Source organism: Tumebacillus amylolyticus, from assembly GCF_016722965.1.
Taxonomy (GTDB): Bacteria; Bacillota; Bacilli; order Tumebacillales; family Tumebacillaceae; genus Tumebacillus; species Tumebacillus amylolyticus.
Genome location: NZ_JAEQNB010000003.1, coordinates 439,056 through 455,883 on the forward strand (window position 1 = coordinate 439,056; position 16,828 = coordinate 455,883).

17 protein-coding genes, 1 pseudogene and 1 riboswitch are annotated in these 16,828 nt (G+C 55.0%); of the genes and pseudogenes, 4 read left to right on the forward strand and 14 right to left on the reverse strand.

Annotated features, from left to right (window positions below):
* Nucleotides 1-62 precede the first annotated feature (62 nt).
* From trxA to yunB, 4 genes are all read right to left on the reverse strand, one after another.
* Nucleotides 63-389 (reverse strand): thioredoxin, encoded by a 327-nt coding sequence (gene trxA, locus JJB07_RS12105; RefSeq protein WP_201635343.1) that lies wholly within the window; start codon nucleotides 387-389, stop codon nucleotides 63-65.
* Between the two features lie 29 nt (nucleotides 390-418).
* Nucleotides 419-652 (reverse strand): NifU family protein, encoded by a 234-nt coding sequence (locus tag JJB07_RS12110; RefSeq protein ID WP_038083523.1) that lies wholly within the window; start codon nucleotides 650-652, stop codon nucleotides 419-421.
* A gap of 157 nt (nucleotides 653-809) precedes the next feature.
* The gene (locus tag JJB07_RS12115; RefSeq protein WP_201635345.1) at nucleotides 810-1,457 is read right to left on the reverse strand and encodes an HD domain-containing protein; all 648 of its coding nucleotides are present in this window, start codon (nucleotides 1,455-1,457) and stop codon (nucleotides 810-812) included.
* A 65-nt stretch (nucleotides 1,458-1,522) separates the two neighbouring features.
* The gene (gene yunB, locus JJB07_RS12120) at nucleotides 1,523-2,239 is read right to left on the reverse strand and encodes a sporulation protein YunB (protein WP_201635347.1); all 717 of its coding nucleotides are present in this window, start codon (nucleotides 2,237-2,239) and stop codon (nucleotides 1,523-1,525) included.
* A 116-nt stretch (nucleotides 2,240-2,355) separates the two neighbouring features.
* Nucleotides 2,356-2,454, forward strand: a riboswitch (SAM riboswitch).
* A gap of 99 nt (nucleotides 2,455-2,553) precedes the next feature.
* Between yunB and metH the strand changes: the two genes are divergently transcribed.
* Nucleotides 2,554-5,994: a methionine synthase gene (gene metH, locus JJB07_RS12125; RefSeq protein WP_201635349.1), complete on the forward strand. Its 3,441-nt coding sequence runs from the start codon at nucleotides 2,554-2,556 to the stop codon at nucleotides 5,992-5,994.
* 61 nt (nucleotides 5,995-6,055) lie between these two features.
* Here metH and JJB07_RS12130 read toward each other — a convergent pair whose 3' ends face one another.
* The 5 genes and pseudogenes from JJB07_RS12130 to JJB07_RS12150 form a co-directional block, all read right to left on the reverse strand.
* Nucleotides 6,056-6,724: a spore coat protein gene (locus tag JJB07_RS12130; protein ID WP_236588020.1), complete on the reverse strand. Its 669-nt coding sequence runs from the start codon at nucleotides 6,722-6,724 to the stop codon at nucleotides 6,056-6,058.
* A gap of 131 nt (nucleotides 6,725-6,855) precedes the next feature.
* The gene (locus JJB07_RS12135; RefSeq protein WP_201635351.1) at nucleotides 6,856-8,664 is read right to left on the reverse strand and encodes a M3 family oligoendopeptidase; all 1,809 of its coding nucleotides are present in this window, start codon (nucleotides 8,662-8,664) and stop codon (nucleotides 6,856-6,858) included.
* Between the two features lie 46 nt (nucleotides 8,665-8,710).
* Nucleotides 8,711-9,337, reverse strand: coding sequence for a zinc dependent phospholipase C family protein (locus tag JJB07_RS12140; RefSeq protein WP_201635353.1), 627 nt, complete (start codon nucleotides 9,335-9,337; stop codon nucleotides 8,711-8,713).
* Nucleotides 9,313-9,522 (reverse strand): annotated as a pseudogene (locus tag JJB07_RS12145) (hypothetical protein); the annotation flags it as partial. The pseudogene JJB07_RS12145 and the gene JJB07_RS12140, both read right to left, overlap by 25 nt.
* A gap of 90 nt (nucleotides 9,523-9,612) precedes the next feature.
* Nucleotides 9,613-10,065 carry a CBO0543 family protein gene (locus JJB07_RS12150; RefSeq protein WP_201635357.1) on the reverse strand — a complete coding sequence of 151 codons (453 nt, stop codon included), beginning with the start codon at nucleotides 10,063-10,065 and terminating at the stop codon, nucleotides 9,613-9,615.
* A 73-nt stretch (nucleotides 10,066-10,138) separates the two neighbouring features.
* Here JJB07_RS12150 and JJB07_RS12155 point away from each other — a divergent pair, with 73 nt between their 5' ends.
* Entirely contained in the window at nucleotides 10,139-10,642 is a 504-nt protein-coding gene (locus JJB07_RS12155; RefSeq protein WP_201635359.1) for a hypothetical protein, read from the forward strand.
* Nucleotides 10,596-11,162, forward strand: a complete 567-nt coding sequence (locus tag JJB07_RS12160; RefSeq protein ID WP_201635361.1) for a CBO0543 family protein — start codon at nucleotides 10,596-10,598, stop codon at nucleotides 11,160-11,162. Before JJB07_RS12155 ends, JJB07_RS12160 begins: the two co-directional genes overlap by 47 nt.
* 42 nt (nucleotides 11,163-11,204) lie before the next feature.
* Here JJB07_RS12160 and JJB07_RS12165 read toward each other — a convergent pair whose 3' ends face one another.
* The 4 genes from JJB07_RS12165 to JJB07_RS12180 form a co-directional block, all read right to left on the reverse strand.
* Nucleotides 11,205-12,341, reverse strand: coding sequence for a zinc-dependent alcohol dehydrogenase (locus JJB07_RS12165; protein WP_201635363.1), 1,137 nt, complete (start codon nucleotides 12,339-12,341; stop codon nucleotides 11,205-11,207).
* 99 nt (nucleotides 12,342-12,440) lie between these two features.
* Nucleotides 12,441-13,868, reverse strand: coding sequence for an amino acid permease (locus JJB07_RS12170; RefSeq protein WP_201635365.1), 1,428 nt, complete (start codon nucleotides 13,866-13,868; stop codon nucleotides 12,441-12,443).
* Between the two features lie 153 nt (nucleotides 13,869-14,021).
* Nucleotides 14,022-14,231 (reverse strand): hypothetical protein, encoded by a 210-nt coding sequence (locus JJB07_RS12175; RefSeq protein WP_201635367.1) that lies wholly within the window; start codon nucleotides 14,229-14,231, stop codon nucleotides 14,022-14,024.
* Between the two features lie 94 nt (nucleotides 14,232-14,325).
* A complete protein-coding gene (locus tag JJB07_RS12180) occupies nucleotides 14,326-15,309 on the reverse strand; it encodes a Gfo/Idh/MocA family protein (RefSeq protein WP_236588021.1) in 984 nt (327 codons plus the stop codon).
* 119 nt (nucleotides 15,310-15,428) lie between these two features.
* On the opposite strand from JJB07_RS12180, the gene dat reads away from it, so the two are divergent.
* Nucleotides 15,429-16,262 (forward strand): D-amino-acid transaminase, encoded by an 834-nt coding sequence (dat, locus tag JJB07_RS12185; RefSeq protein WP_201635369.1) that lies wholly within the window; start codon nucleotides 15,429-15,431, stop codon nucleotides 16,260-16,262.
* 189 nt (nucleotides 16,263-16,451) lie between these two features.
* Here dat and JJB07_RS12190 read toward each other — a convergent pair whose 3' ends face one another.
* Entirely contained in the window at nucleotides 16,452-16,775 is a 324-nt protein-coding gene (locus JJB07_RS12190) for a rhodanese-like domain-containing protein (RefSeq protein ID WP_201635371.1), read from the reverse strand.
* Nucleotides 16,776-16,828: the final 53 nt, after the last annotated feature.

Here is a 16,828-nt window from a genome sequence, read left to right on the forward strand (position 1 = left end):
TAATAAAAAAGACCTGCCAAGGCCGCAGCCTGACAGGTCTTCTCTTCCCAAACAAACGCGGCTTACAGAACGTCAGCCAGTTTGTCGAGCAGTTGAGCTTTGTTTTGGTAGCCGACGAGGGTCTTCACAACTTCGCCGTTTTTGAAAACGAGCAGAGTCGGGATGGACATAACGCCGAACTTTTGCGAAGTCGCCGGGTTTTCGTCGACGTTGAGTTTGCCGATGGTCAGCTTATCGGAAACTTCGCCTGCGAGATCGTCGAGGACCGGAGCGAGCATTTTGCACGGACCGCACCATGCAGCCCAGAAGTCGACGAGAACCGGCTTGTCGCCTTGAATTGCTTCGTTAAAGTTCGCGTCGGTTACAGTTTGAATGAGATCAGATGCCATGATTGATTCCCTCCAATTCGTCGTCTGGCTTAGACAGCCACGACTTCTTTGATTTCCGGTACTGCTGCGCGAACGGTGCGCTCGATGCCCATTTTCAGGGTCATGGTGCTCATCGGGCAACCGCCGCAAGCGCCGGTCATGCGGATCGAAGCGATGCCGGTTTCAGCATCAACGTCCACCAATTCAGCGTCGCCGCCATCGGATTGCAGACCCGGGCGAATTTTATCAAGTGCTTCCTGTACGCGTGCGCGAAGATCTTCCATCATGTATTCCTCCTATCGGTATCGTTCATTTTATCGGTTGGTTGACGCCCATACACATCTAGTATAGGCGGAACTTGTGAAGGCCATTCTGTTGCAAGCCTTCAACATATTGTATTTGTATTGTAGGAAAAATGAACTGGAAAGTCTGTGACTTCCGTTACATCTGTCCTTCCCACTCCGCATGGAACCGCTCCAAAAACTCTTCCATATAACGATGCCGCTCTTCGGCGATTTGTTTGGCGGCGTCGGTGTTCATGAGGGCTTTGAGCAAAAGCAGTTTTTCATAGAAATGATTGACAGCGGTGCTCTTGCCCTTGCGATACTCGTCTGCCGTCATGTCGGTGCGCAGCGGCAGGGTCGGGTCGTGGCTGAGTTGCCCCTTGGCACCGGAATACGCAAACGTGCGGGCGATGCCCAGCGCACCGATGGCGTCGAGACGGTCGGCATCTTGAACGATTCGGCCTTCCAGCGTCCGCACCGGGGGGCGGTTGCCGCCCTTGAACGACATCGTCGTGATGATCTCCAAGAGATGCGCGCGTGTGTCCGCATCAAGGTCGTGCGCATCCAGCCAGTTCGTGAGTTTTTTCATCCCGGCTTCGGGGCTTTCGTTCAATTTCTCGTCGGGGATGTCGTGTAACAGTGCTGCAAGCGAGCAGACAAAAACGTCCGCACCCTCAACGCGCGCGATCCGTTCAGCCATGCGCCGCACACGCTCGATGTGCCAGACATCATGACCGGAAGAGTCTCCGCCCAATTCCTGACGAACGAAGGCTTCAGCCTCTTGCAAAATCCATGTACGTTCCATAAAAATGCTTCCCTCCCGCTCCCCATCTTACCAATAGAAGGTACAGCGAGCAAGGCGAGCGCTTTTTACTTCGCTGGCTCGTTGAGGTTTGGCAACTCAAGCGGCGGCAACGGCGAACTCGTCTGCCCCACGGCAGACCCCTGCGCGTTGTACACCATCTGCGGCACGTCGCCGACCATAACCAGATAGGCGATCGGTACCCGCGTGCTGACTGCATTTGGATGCGTGGAAAACGGCACGACAATCGTCTCTTCCACCGTGAGATCCAGATACAGCACATGCACCGTCTGGTTGATGCCGGCATTGCGCGTCTCATATCCCACTTGTGATTTGGCAATTGTAATCGGGCGGATCTTGATGGGAATATCCGGCCCGAGCGCCGCCAGAATCGAACTCTCATACACCACTCCGAGCGGCAGGGAGATCTCCTCTTCCTTGGAATGCGACAACTCGCCTTGAATATAGTCGGTGACTTGCGCCTGCAAACGCGTGGCTTCTTGCATGTTGAAATACCCGGCGCTGACTTTGCCGTTTGGCCCCTCCCGGAAGTTCATCAGCAAATTGTAGTCGGCAACGCTGGCAATTTTTTTGGAAATCGAATCGTTGATCGCCTTGACCGCATACTGCTCGGCGTATTTCTCAGCCGCGAGCTCCAGATGCGGACGCATCGACGTTTCGTAATAGTAGATCGTCTGCACGCTGGAGAACACGATCATGACCAAGACAAGAAACAGGACGAGCCGCCAGTTCAGACGCTTCCTCCTGCCCACCTTCATCGCCATCGGACGTCCCTCCTTCTCCTCCATGTGTATGTCCCGCGCACCGTTGGTAGAAGATTGACAAACGCGTCATCGAAATGGTACTGTTGGTGAAGTGTTTCGAATTGAATATTTATTTTCTCTTATCCAGAGAGGTGGAGGGACTGGCCCTTTGATACCTCGGCAACCGATTGATCAGGTGCTAATTCCAGCAAAGCGTACGCTTTGGAAGATAAGAGTGGCGGTATCCACCCCTTTTTGCAACTTCTGCCCTCTTCTCGTCTCCCAAGACCGAAGAGGGCTTTTTCTATGCCCGCTACTCCGAGGAGGAATTCGACATGTCAAGCAAAACCCCGATCCAACAGCAATTGCAACAAAAAATTCTCATCCTCGACGGCGCGATGGGCACGATGCTCCAACGAGAAAACTTGACCCCGGACGACTTCGGCGGTGAAGAGCTCGACGGTTGCAACGAGAACCTCGTCCTCACCCGCCCGGACGTCATTCGCAACATTCACGAAGCCTACCTCGAGGCCGGTGCCGACATCATCGAAACTAACACGTTCGGTGCTACGTCTGTCGTCCTCGCTGAATACGATCTTCAACACCTCGCGCATGAGATCAACATCGAAGCCGTGCGTCTCGCCAAAGAAGCGGTAGACTCCTACTCCACACCGGAATGGCCGCGCTACGTCGCCGGTGCGATGGGCCCGACCACCAAGACCCTCTCGGTCACCGGCGGGATTACGTTCGAAGATTTGACCGACTCCTACTATGAACAAGCACGCGCCCTGTTGATCGCCGGCGCAGACGTGCTTCTCCTGGAAACGGTGCAAGACACCCTCAACGTCAAAGCGGGCGCCATTGCCATCCAACGCGCTTTCCAAGACACCGGCATCGAGATCCCCGTCATGCTCTCCGGCACCATTGAACCGATGGGGACGACGCTTGCAGGTCAGAATATCGAGTCGTTCTACATTTCGCTTGAACACTTGAAGCCGATCTCCGTCGGCCTGAACTGCGCAACAGGCCCGGAATTCATGCGCGACCATCTGCGTACACTGTCCGAACTCGCGACCTGCTCTGTCTCCGTCTACCCGAACGCCGGGCTCCCCGACGAGAACGGTCACTACCACGAGACCCCGCAAAGCCTCGCCAAAAAACTCGCCGGATTCGCAGAGAAAGGCTGGCTGAACATCGCGGGCGGTTGCTGCGGCACCACACCGGATCACATCCGTGCCATCCACGAAGCGTTGCAAGATTTCAAACCGCGCACCAGCGCCGAACCGCACCGCCCGGCCGTCTCCGGGATCGAAACCGTCTTCGTGGAGCCGGACAACCGCCCGCTGATCGTCGGCGAGCGCACCAACGTGCTGGGTTCCCGCAAGTTCCGCAACTTGATCGTCGATGGCAAGTACGAGGAAGCGTCCGAGATCGCCCGCGCCCAAGTCAAAAAAGGCGCACACGTCATCGACATCTGCCTCGCCGATCCGGACCGCGACGAAGCCCGAGACGTTGAAGAATTCCTCAAGTACGTCACCAAAAAAGTCAAAGTGCCGCTCATGATCGACTCCACCAACCTCGACGTGTTCGAGATGGCGCTGAAATACTCGCAAGGCAAAGCACTGCTCAACTCTGTCAACTTGGAGGACGGCCCCGAAAAGTTCGACGCGATCGTTCCCATCGTCAAAAAGTACGGAGCTGCCATCGTCGTCGGCACCATCGACGAGCAAGGCATGGCCGTCACCCGCGAACGCAAGCTGGAAGTCGCCAAGCGCTCTTACGACTTGCTCGTGAACCATCACGGACTCGACCCCCGCGACCTGATCTTCGACCCGCTGGTCTTCCCGTGCGGCACCGGCGATGAGCAGTACATCGGTTCGGCACGGGAAACGGTAGAAGGAATTCGTTTGATCAAAGACCACTTCCCCGAATGCCAAACGATCCTCGGCGTCTCCAACATCTCGTTCGGTCTGCCGGGCGCCGGTCGCGAAGTGCTCAACGCCGTGTTCCTCTACCATTGCACCAAAGCGGGCCTCGACTACGCCATCGTCAACTCCGAGAAATTGGAGCGCTATGCGTCGATCCCGGAGGAAGAACGCCGCCTGTCCGAAGAGTTGCTCTTCAACACCAACGACGCAACGCTCGCCACCTTCACCGACTTCTACCGTGAGAAAAAAGTCAAAGTGGTCATCAACGCTTCCACGCTGACGTTGGAAGAACGTCTCGCCTCCTACATCGTCGAAGGCACCAAGGAAGGCCTCTACCCCGACCTCGACGAAGCGCTGACCAAGTACAGACCCTTGGAGATCATCAACGGCCCCCTCATGACCGGGATGGAAGAAGTCGGCCGTCTCTTCAACAACAACGAGTTGATCGTCGCCGAAGTTCTCCAATCGGCCGAAGCGATGAAAGCAGCCGTCGCCCACTTGGAGCCGCACATGGAGAAGACCGACAGCGCGGTCAAAGGCAAGATCCTGCTCGCCACGGTCAAAGGCGACGTCCACGACATCGGCAAAAACCTAGTCGAGATCATCCTCTCGAACAACGGCTTTGAAGTCATCAACCTCGGGATCAAAGTCGGCCCGGAAACCCTGATCGCCGCCGCTCGCGAACACAAGCCCGACGCCATCGGACTCTCCGGATTGCTCGTCAAATCGGCGCAACAGATGGTCACAACGGCGCAGGACTTGAAAGCGGCCGGCATCGACGCGCCGCTGCTCGTCGGCGGTGCCGCACTGACCCGCAAATTCACCTATACCCGCATCCAAGCGGAGTACGACGGCCTCGTGCTCTACGCCAAGGACGCGATGGACGGTCTCGACCTCGCCAACAAACTGACCAACCCGAAGGAACTCCCGGCGCTCATCGAAACCCAGCGCCGCGACCGAGCGAATTTCGAGAACAAGACAGTCGCCCAAGAAGTCGCCGTCGCCGTTGAGATCCCGGATCGCTCGCCGCACATCCAACAGACCCACCCGGTGTTGCTCCCTCCTGACACCGACCGTCACGTCCTGCGCGACTACCCGGTGGATCACTTGCAACCGTACCTGAACTTGCGGATGTTGCTGGGCAAACACCTTGGACTCAAAGGCAACGTCGAGCAACTGTTGGCAGACGGAGACGCCAAAGCGACGGAGCTCTACTCCGTCGTCGAAGACCTCCTCGGGCAAGCAAAGCGCGACGGACTGATTCGCCCGCAAGGCATGTACCGTTTCTTCCCGGCGCAGTCCGAAGGCAACAAAATTCACATCTACGACCCGGCGGACACCTCCGTCATCTTGGAGACGTTCGACTTCCCGCGTCAACCCAAAGACTTGCACCTCTGCCTAAGCGACTTCATCCGTCCGGTCGAGAGCGGTGAAATGGACTATGTCGGCTTCTTCGTCGTCACGGCGGGTCGCGGCATCCATGAGTTGGCAAGCCAATGGAAAGACGCAGGTCAGTACCTGAACTCGCACGTCCTGCAATCGCTCGCCCTGGAACTTGCCGAAGCGTTTGCCGAGCGCGTGCATCACATCATGCGCGACGCTTGGGGCATCCCGGACCCGGCGGAGATGACGATGCAAGAGCGCTTCGGTGCCCGTTACCAAGGCGTCCGCGTTTCGTTTGGCTATCCGGCGTGCCCGAACCTCGAAGACCAAGCACCGCTGTTCCGTCTCTTGCAACCTCATGACATCGGTGTCGAACTGACGGAGGGCTTCATGATGTTCCCGGAAGCCTCCGTCTCCGCCATGGTCTTCTCCCACCCGCAAGGCCGCTATTTCAACGTCGAATAAGAGTTGTACAGAAAAAAAGACCCTTACGCGCTTCTCTGCGTGTAAGGGTCTTTTTTCTTGCTTAGTAGTTTGCGTTCTGGGTGTAGGTCATCATCGTGTTGCCTTGGCCTTGGAACGCTTGCAACATCGTGTTCATCGTATGGTCTGCCAGTTGCGGCACTTGGTAAACACCGGTGTAATTGAGGTATTGGAAGAGTTCATACGCCATCTCTTGGCAAACGTTCGCACAGGTTGCATGGAAGCCGCGCAGTTGCGGAATCGTGCATTCCAGCGCCCATTGCATACCAAAAATCGCGCCTGCTTTATGAAGGTTCAGAGCGACCGTTGCGATCGTGCGATCCGACAGCGTTTTCGCGTTGACGTTCGGAGCCGGTTGCATCGGGTTATGCAAGCCTACTTGGATGTTCTCGTAGACGTTGGTTTGCGGCGTGTGTGCCATCGTCGCAACACCTGCGTTGGCGTTGCCCATGTTCGCCAGTGCGAGGCATTGTTGATAGCTTTGAACCATACGGTTTTGTTGGTTTGCGAGGATGTCGCGCAGATGCGGATCTTGCGCTTGCGAAATCAGCACGCCGTAGAGTTCGAGATCGGCAGCCTTGCAGCGGAGCGCTTCTTGCGTTTCGAGGAACTCGTGTGCCCCGAAGCGCAGACCTTGCTGACCTCCGGTTTGGCCTTGTACTTGGTAGCGAACTTGCTGGTTGTTCATCGTTTGGTTTGCATTACGGTACATCGTTACAAGCAACTCCTCTGTTCCGTGAATTTGTGTCCCTGAGGACCCTTCACTAGAATTGCCCACCCTCTGCTGATTATACGAAAAAAGCCCACAGGGCCGCGAAGGCACCGTGGGCTTTTTTACTTTCCTTACGCGTGGACTTTGTTCTCGGTCAGGCGCAGGAACTCCTCTGCATCCTTGACAGCCAACTCCACGGCGCTGCGCCAGAAGTCCGGCTGGGTCAAGTCAACGCCGAGATGCTTCTGGGCAAGTTCTTCGACGCGCATACGGCCGGTGTCACGCAGCAACGCCACGTACTTGTCGGCAAACGTCTCGCCCTCTGCAAGTGCCCGTGCGTACACGCCGTAGGAGAACAGGTAACCGAAGGTGTACGGGAAGTTGTAGAACGGCACGCCCGTTGCGTAGAAGTGCAGCTTCGACGCCCAGAAGTGCGGGTGGTATTCGGAGAGAGCGTCCGAGAATGCTTCCTTCTGCGCGTTGGTCATCAATTCGTTCAGACGCTCCGAGGACACGAGTCCTTTGCGACGCTCTTCGTAGAAGTTGGTCTCGAAGATAAAGCGGCATTGGATGTCCATGAAGAACGAGATCGCGTTGCCCAGCTTGTTGTCCAGCAAAGCGATGCGCTCGTCTTCGGTCTTTGCGTTTTTGAGCGCTGCATCGGCAACGATCATTTCAGCAAACGTCGACGCCGTCTCCGCCACGTTCATGGAGTAGGACTGTACGAACGGCGGCAGGTCGTTCAAGACGTGCGAATGGTAAGCATGGCCGAGTTCATGCGCGAGGGTTGCCACCGCGCCGGTCGAGCCGTCGTAGGTCATGAAGATACGGGATTGACCGTTTTTCGGGAAGCCGGTGCAGAAACCGCCCGGACGCTTGCCGGGGCGGTCTTCCGCCTCAATCCAGCGCTCTTCGAACGCCATCTCGGCAAACTTCGCCATCTGCGGCGAGAACTTGTTGAACTGCTCGACGATGAACGCCGCGCCTTCGTCGTAGCTCAACGTCGAAGTCGATTCCCCAATCGGTGCATGGATGTCAGACCAAGCCAGACGTTCCAAGCCGATCAGGTTGGCTTTGCGGTTGAGGTATTTCACGAACGGTTCGCGGTATTCGTTGATCGTATTCCACATGACGTCGAGCGTCGCTTGCGACATGCGGTTGATTTCGAGCGGCTCTTGGTGAACAGACTCCCAGCCACGGTGTTTGTAAACTTGCAGACGGAACCCGCCGAGATGGTTGAGCGCCGAGGAGATCAGTTCTTCCTGTTCGGTGAACGCCTCTTCCCACTTCTTAAACGCATCTTGGCGAACTGCACGGTCTTCGTGACCTTGGTAGCGGTTTTGCGCTTGACCGATCGAGAGTTGGGTCGGTTGTCCGTCTTTGTCCACGGTGATCGACATGCGACCGATGATCGCGTTGTAGAGCGACGACCATGCATGGTAGCCGTCAACAGACAGGTCGTTGACGAGCGACTCCGCTTCCGGGGAGAGCTTTTCCGCAGCGCGGCGGCGGCGCTCTTCCAACGAGAACGCAATCGGAGCGAGACGCTCCTCTTGGAGCAATGCGTTCCAAGCTTCCTCTTGAACTTCCAAGATCTTCGCATCCAATTGGGTCATAACGGAGAGGTACGCTGCGTTCATCTGTGCAAACGAGCCTTGCAACAGTTTCGCTTTGGTGTCTTTCACGTCTTGTGCGTTCAGGCAAGAGATAAAGGCCGATGCGGTGCGCAGATGGCCGTAGAGTGCTTGAATGGATTCAAACAAGCCCGCCCATTGCTCAGCCCCGGAGGTCGCGGAAATGTCGGTGACGAGGGTGTTCAGAGATTGAATATCTGCGGTAATTGTGGTCAGGTGTGCAACGAATTCCGGAGATGCACTGCCGCCCGAGAAAATGATATCCAAGTCCCAAGCTGGATTCAAAGGTGTCTTCACAGGTATCATAACTTCCTTTCAGTATGTAATCGTTTCAATCGTTTCAAGGCTACATCTAACTGATATTCGGTACCTTCTGCAGATATCCTTTTGACAGCCGAACAGAAACGTCAATATATTCAAGTATTTCATCGAGAGTGAAGACTTCTAAAGGTTCGTCCGCACGAGAAACTTCAACCGTCAGATCGTCTACGAGATCGGCTTTCAGATCGAGTACCGCGCGCGATTCCACTTCGAGGACGGGCAAGTCACCGTCTGCCCCCAGCAACGTGCCCAGCATCTCGTCACGCCCGTACCACGTCGCCAATTTTCCGTTGAGTCGTTGGAAGTCTCGATAGTAGCCGGGCAAGATGTCCGCGTGCAATTCCTTAGGCTGAGAAAAAATATGTTTCGTCCACAAGCCCTCCAACCAAACAAAGTCGGCGATCAAGTGGGTCAGATAGCCTTTTACGTAAGCATCCCCTGAGAGGTGACGATACTGTTCTGCGAAACGCTCATACTCGACTTCCTTGCGTCCGCGTTCCGGTTTCCACGCGAGAAAGTGCGATTCATCCTTGGGGGCGTTCATGCGGTAGTGGGCATCCGGTGCCACTCCGCCCAGCAAAAAGCGCGGCAAGTCTTCCACGCCCACCTCTTCGGCCACACGGTGGGCGATGATCAAATGCATGACGCGAGATCCCATCCTGCAACTCCTTCCCGTGCTTCCCAGTCTTCGCGAAGGATGCCCATCTTGATCGAGTCATAATACTCCCCCGCCACGATCCTCACCTTGCGAATCCGCGCTTCCTCGATTATGCCCCACTTGGCGGCGAGACGCATCATGCGCACGTTGCCCGAGCATGTCGAGATCCCCACACGCACGATGTCGAGGTTGACGATCACCCGCTCTCCTTGCCAATAGCACGTATCTTGCATCTACCTCGCCCCCTGTCGATAGGAGCCATTCTACCATATCCCCTAGTAATTTCCAACATAGGCTGATCTGTAAAAGCGATACACCGCCGCGATGGACATGTAGATGAGAATGTCCGAGCCAAACGAACACCAGAGGTTCCACCACTCATGATGTTCCATATTACCCGTTCGAAGCGTGATAAACTCAAACAAAATCGACGGCAATGCGCACAAAAGCGTCTTGCGCAAGATCTTCCCCCAAGTCGGCGGCAAAGTCTGTGCAAACAGATAGGCCACAACCGGATAGATGCCAAAGTCTAGAGTTAACGGGACGGTATACAAAGCCTGAGGCAAGCCCGAGTACGACCACAACTTGTAATGCACCATGATCAAGTCTGTCAAGAGACCCAAGAAACTCGTGTAGATGACAGCTCCGTACAACTCTTTGACACGACCCTTGTCCGCTTTCCACAGAAACCAAATCCAACAAAGAAAGAAGACACCCATGAAGTACATATGCTTACCTCCTTAACCCATACTAATGACGCGAGTTCCTGTCGGGCATAGTATGTGCAGGAGGTCATGCAACATGGCACTGATTTTCATGGAAGGTGTTGCAATCCTGCTTTTCTGGCGCTTTATCGATAAAAACCGACTACGCGAATGGTTCCCCCTGGTGCTCACCGGAGTTTTCTTGCGGTTTTTGTATCAGTTTTTTTTAATCGACTGGATGGGAATCTGGGTGATCCCCGGGCCTCCATGGGCGCAGTTGTGGGCACCCATCTCCGCCGATCTCACCATCTGGCCCGTGCTTACCTTGTTTTATCTTCAAGCCATGCCGCAAAAAAAATGGCGAATGTGGTATTCGATGGCCTTTGTTCTGGGGTCCGTGTTGTATCTGAAACTGCTGGCAGCTCTTCAAATTGTCACAACCAAACCGCCATGGAATTTCGGGATTGGCTTATGCGTGCAGTCTTTCTTCTACTCCATCCTCTACGGATTCTGGCGCTGGTTGTCTCCCGAAGGCGCGAGAGGAGGCACGAAAGATGACCGAAGACAAAACCCAGAACTTCCAAAAAGTCCTCGAGATTAGGCGTACCTTGCGCGATCTTGAATTGCAAGATTGGCTACAGCATGATCTGTTCACTTTCAACTGGTGGCTATCGCTGGTGCTGACGATTGTATTCTGGTTGGTTTGGTTCAAACTCGTCGACCGCAAACGGCTTTTGGAAATCTGCTTCTACGGAGCCATGGTCGTCATCGCATCTGTCGTGCTCGACATCGCGGGTGTGAATTTGGTGTTGTGGGGATACAAATCTCGACTGGAACCGCTAACGCCGGCACTCATCCCCGGCGACTTGGTGATGATGCCCGTGTTGTACACGCTGATCTATCAACGCTACGGCCAAAATACCCGCAATTTTTTGGTCGCCACCACGATTTTGTCGGCCGTCATGTCATTTGTCGTAGAACCGATTTTGATTAGGCTCGGCATTTACCACACCGTCACCTGGACGTTCTTCTATTCGTTCCCGATCTACATCATCCTGTCGTTCCTCATGCGTCAATTCGTTCATAAAGTTCTCCGGCATCAAAAGTCCCCTTTTCCCTAAAAAAGTCTCACCTCTGCGCATGCGCTTCGGTGAGACTTTTTTCTACGGCTTCAATACGACCTTGATACACCCGTCCTCTTTCTCGTCAAATACGGAGTAGCCGTACTCCGCTTGTTCCAACGGGAGGCGGTGGGTGATGATGTCGGTCGGGTCGAACACACCGTCCACGATCTTTTTGTAGAGCTCGGGGATGTAGTGGATGACGGGGGCTTGCCCCATTTTAAGGGTAATGTTACGGGCAAAAAAGTCCCCCAACGGGAACTGGTTGTACCGAGCCCCGTAGACGCCGACCATCTGCACCGTGCCGCCCTTACGCACGCATTGCGCCGCCAGGACGATCGCTCCCATGGCACCCCCTTGCAGTTTCAAGGCGCTCTCGATCACTTCCACCACCGTCATCTTGCCGTCCATGCCGACACAGTCGATGACCACGTCTGCACCGCCGCCGGTGATCTCCTTGAGGTGCATCCCGGGGTCGTGGATGGAGGTGAAGTCGAACACTTCCACTTTGTTTACCGTGCGAGCATGGTTCAAACGGTATCCGATATAGTCGACGGCGATTACGCGCTTTGCTCCTTTTAGCAGCGCGAATTTTTGAGCGAGCAAACCGACCGGACCACATCCGAGCACGATGACCGTGTCGCCCGGTTTCACACCGGCGTTGTCCACACCCCAGTATGCCGTGGGGATGATGTCGGAGAGGAACAGCAATTTTTCATCTTCGAGTTCGCAGTTCTCCGGGACCTTAAACGGTGTGAAGTTCCCGTACGGCACGCGCAAGAGTTCGGCCTGCCCACCTGGGTAGCCGCCGTATGTTTCGCTGTATCCGAAGTAGGCGCCGGCGTCGCCGTGCTCGTTGGAGTTGTCACACTGGCTTTCCAACTCGTGCGTACAGAACCAACATTGGCCGCATGCGATGTTGAACGGCACGACCACACGGTCTCCTTTTTTCAAGTTCCTTACTTCCGGGCCGACTTCTTCCACGACGCCCATCGGTTCATGACCGATGATGTAGTCTTTGTGGAAGTTCGGGACAAAACCATGAACGAGATGCAAGTCGGACCCACAGATTGCCGTTGAGGTGATGCGCACGAGCACATCATCCGACGCACGAATTTCCGGATCGGGAACATCCTTGACTTTTACATCTTTGATGCCTTGGAACGTTACGGCTTTCATGAGACACACCCCTTTCTCTCGCCGCTAGAATCCCCCAAAAATACCTTTTGCATCCAAAAAGCACGCCCTCGTCGGAGAGCGTGCCTGGTATGGATTCAATTAGATGCGATTGGACATTTCGACAGGTTTGCGGTTCCGCGCATGTCTCAAGAACGGGTAGAACACCAACCCGATCACCAGCATCCCGACGCCGAGCAGGAACGTTTTCATATCTCCGCTCCCCGCTTTGACGACCCACAACGAGTACAGCGTGGAAAGCAGTGCGACGATCCCGTCCACGACGCGTTGTTTGCCTTCGATGTTGGTGTAAGCTTCCCCGGTACATACCAGTTTTAACTGGTAGATCGAAGCGACCACGTAGGGCACGAGGTAGGCGAGCGTTGCGACGAGGATGACGAAATCAAACGCTTTGGAAACGGACTGCGAAATCGTCGAGAAGATGAAGAGCTGAGACATGAGATTCGTGATCGTCAGAGAACGAACCGGAGCGCCCTTGCCGTTTTCTTTGAGGAACAGCTTGGGGAACAAACCGATTTTCGCCGCTTGATACGGGACTTCCGACGACATGAGAATCCAGCCGATGGTGGAGCCAAGCAGAGAGATCAAACCAAGCCCTGCCATGAGGTACGAGCCGGAGTTTCCAATCACAGCAGACAGCGAATCGACCAGCGGCTTGTCCGCTTTGACCAGCGCGTCTTGCGAGAGCGTGCCCATGACGAGCACCGAAATGCCCATGTAGATGACGACCGCAGTCAAAAGACCGACGATGGTCGCTTTTTTGACATCGGTTTGCTTGCGGGCTCGCGAGGAGAGGACGACGGCCGACTCCACACCGACAAACGCCCAAAGCGTTGTCACAGCGGCGTGCGAAATTTGGCCAAGCAACCCGATCGATCCCCCTGCGTCGCTTGTGCGGTCCACGATGAGCGGAACCATGTTGCTTTTCTGGAACGCAAACAGAGCGACGATGATGAAAAACGCAAAGCCCAACACTTTGGTCGCGGTGGCGACCAAATTGATTTTGCCCGCACCTTCGATCCCGCGCAGGATCAACGAGTGCATGCCCCACAGCAGTACCGAGCAGACGAGGAAGGTCAGGAAATGACCGACAGAAACGTCAAGCGAACCAACGGTGAACAGCGTAGCCTCCGACGAAAGAATCGGGAAAAAAGTCGAAAGGTAAGAAGCGAAAGTGGTGATGATCGCGACGTTCCCCGCAAAGTTTGCCACCCAGTATCCCCAGGCGACGATGTAGCCGGAGAGCGTGGACGCTTCCGTTCCGTCCTTGAACAACGCCTTGGCATACATCTGCGGACCGCCGGTCAAGTTCGGCTTGCGCACAGCGAGGTTGCCGAACACCAACGCCGTCATCAACACCCCCGCGCCTGTAAACAGCCACGCCAGCAAGACGCCGCCCGGACTTGCCACTTCTGCCAGCGAACGCGGCAACATAAAGATGCCGGAGCCGACCATATTGCCAACGACCAACGCCGTCAGTACCCAAAAACCTAAATTTCGATTGGACATGATGAATGGAGTTCCTCCTAGTAGTGCTAAAGAATAAAAGTTGATAGTCAAGTGACACAACGTTTCACAGTATACTGCTAAAGCACTAAAGGATTCAAGTTATTTGGCACAAAAAAAGGAATGGAAGTTCTTGACTCCCATTCCTTGGTTGGATTAATGATTTTCGAGGATGCGCTCTTTGTTCCGGCGTTCCCCGGCACGCGAGTTCGGTGCGCGCGCCATCAGACCTTTTTTCATATCCACTTGACTCAGCATGTCGTACGCACGGCACCCGCTGAACACTTCCCACATCGCAGCCCCCAGTACATCAAGGAACAGGAACAGCCCAACCCCGGCGAACAAAATCAGATAAACGGACCACATGCAACTCACCTCTTTTTTCAGATCATTCCGTCTATATAGACCACAAAAAAATCCATCGGTTACGCTCCGATGGATTTTTTTGGATGTTTTTTTCTTATAGCTCGTGCGTCCCGCCGCTCAAGACCGCTTCCAACACACGCTGGACTTCGTAGCCGATACGGAAGTCGAACAGCATCGCCGGTTTGCCGTCAATCGCTTGTACCAAGTCCTCGATCAAGCCGAGGTGGCGGTTGTTCTCCGGAACCGGTACGGTCTCCAGCGCTTCGTCCACACCGCCGGTACGAAGGATCGACCAGTCCGCCAACTGCATAGTACCCTCTGTACCGTATGCGGTGAACGCGATGCGTTCCTTTTGCGCGATGTTGCTTTGCCCGTCTACCAATACCCGCACGCCGTTGTCGAGCTCAAACGTCGCCAGAACAGCCGTTTCGCACAGGTTCGGGTCGTCTCCGTACGTCATTTCACTATGAACGCGCGCAATGCGGCCGAAGCGGTGTTGGATCAATTGGATATAGTGCGGCAATACTTCACGAACGAATCCGCCCTGCTCACGACCCGCAATCCACGGGTTCTGTTGCCATTTGCGCGGCCAAGTATGGAACTGCAAGGTCACGTCGAGACGGCGCAACTCCCCGAGATGTCCCTCCTCCACCAACCGGCTGAACTCCGACCAAACCGAACGGTACGGGGTCGGGAAGTTCATCGCGTGGACAACTCCCGCTCGTTCAGCTGCTTCCCACATCTCCTGCGCTTCTTCCACCGAATTTGCCAGCGGTTTCTCACAGAACAGGTGCAACCCGCGTTCCAGCACATCCATCGCCATGCGGTGGTGCAACTTCGGCGGTACGGCGATGTAAACGAGATCGAGCTCACTGCCGCGCAACATCTCCCGATAATCGGTGTACCATGCAGCAGCTCCGTGTTCTTCTGCAACACGCTTTGCCAGATCCGGGTTGAGGTCGCAAACAGCCGTTACCTGCGTCTGTTCGTGCATACCGAAACCTTCCAACACGCGACCGCCGACGCCGCCAATCCCAATCACGCCAACGCGAATCGGGGTCAATCTCTCTGTTTTCATCCGTTCATTCCTCCAAACATTGGAAACTACTACTAGTCTAGCATGAAATGGCAGGAATACAAGTCGGGGACGCGAACCCTACTAGTAGTGACATTAACTTTTCGGGAGGTCAGGAAAACATGACTCTTGCTTTTTTTAACGGTGAATTTCTTCCCATCGATTCTTTGGTGATTCCGATTGACGAGCGCGGTCACCAGTTTGGTGACGGTGTCTATGAAGTGATCAAGGTTTATGATGGCAAGCCGTTCCTCATGCGCGAACACCTCGTGCGCTTGGAAAACAGTGCCAAGGCGATCCGATTGGAGATGCCGTATACGGTCGAACAATTGGAGGAGTTGATCGGCGAAGGTCTCACCCGCGCCGACCTGCGCGACGCTCAAGTGTATGTGCAGATCACCCGTGGCATCGCGGTCCGTCTGCACGCCTTCCCGGACGCTTCGCCGTCGATCTCGATGACGTTGCGCCCCGCGAAGAGCCTATCCGAAGAGACGTTCAACACGGGTGTGAAAGTCACACTGCTTGAAGACGAGCGCTGGCTGAATTGCTACATAAAATCCTTGAACCTCCTGGCGAACATCTTGGCGAAACAAACAGCGAGCGACCGCGGTTGCTTTGAAGCGGTGCTCGTTCGCGACGGTTATGTAACCGAAGGCTCCAGCACCAACGCCTACGCGGTCAAGGACGGCGTGGTCTACACCCACCCGGCGAACAAGCGCATCTTGCACGGCATCACTCGTGCAGCCGTTCTGCAAGTTGCGGCAGAAGCCGGCATCGAAGTTCGCGAAGAAGCTTTCACTCCGGAGTTCCTGTTGAGCGCCGATGAAGCGTTCATTACCAGCACCACCTCGGAAGTACTGGCGATTACGCAAGTGGACGATACGGTGATCGGCACAGGTCGACCGGGTCCTGTCGTCAATCAATTGCACGCCAAGTTCCGCGAACTGATCGTCTAATCGCGAAGAGAAATACATAAAAAGAGTGGAAAGCCGTTGGGCTGTCCACTCTTTTTTACGTACATTTTGCATTGGCCTCTCTCTATCTCTAACACACATGCAACACAATAGAATGTATTATACATTCGTCTTAATTTTCTATCAACAGCTAACAAGTAGGAATTCTCCTAATCGCTTACAGATGTCAAATTACGGGTAATATTCCTCTCGTTCACCCTTCCAAGCGAGCATGCCGTCGACCATATTTTTCAGATTGCCAAAGCCTTGCTTTTGAAGAAAATTGCAGACCGCTTTGCTGCGTCGACCGCTGCGACAGACAACGATGGTCTCGCAAGACGGATCGAGTTCGTTCCAGCGGGTCTCCATGTCGGCGACGCGAATGTGCCGTGCACCGGGGATGATGCCGTGTGTGGCTACTTCTTCGTTCTCGCGCACGTCGACGACTTGCAAGTCCTCTCCGCTCTGGATGCGTGCCCAGATCTCGTCGGCGTTGGTGACGCCCGGTTTTGCCATGATGCGAAGTCCTCCCTTGTTTCAAACGGATGAACGCCCCGGTCGAGTGACCG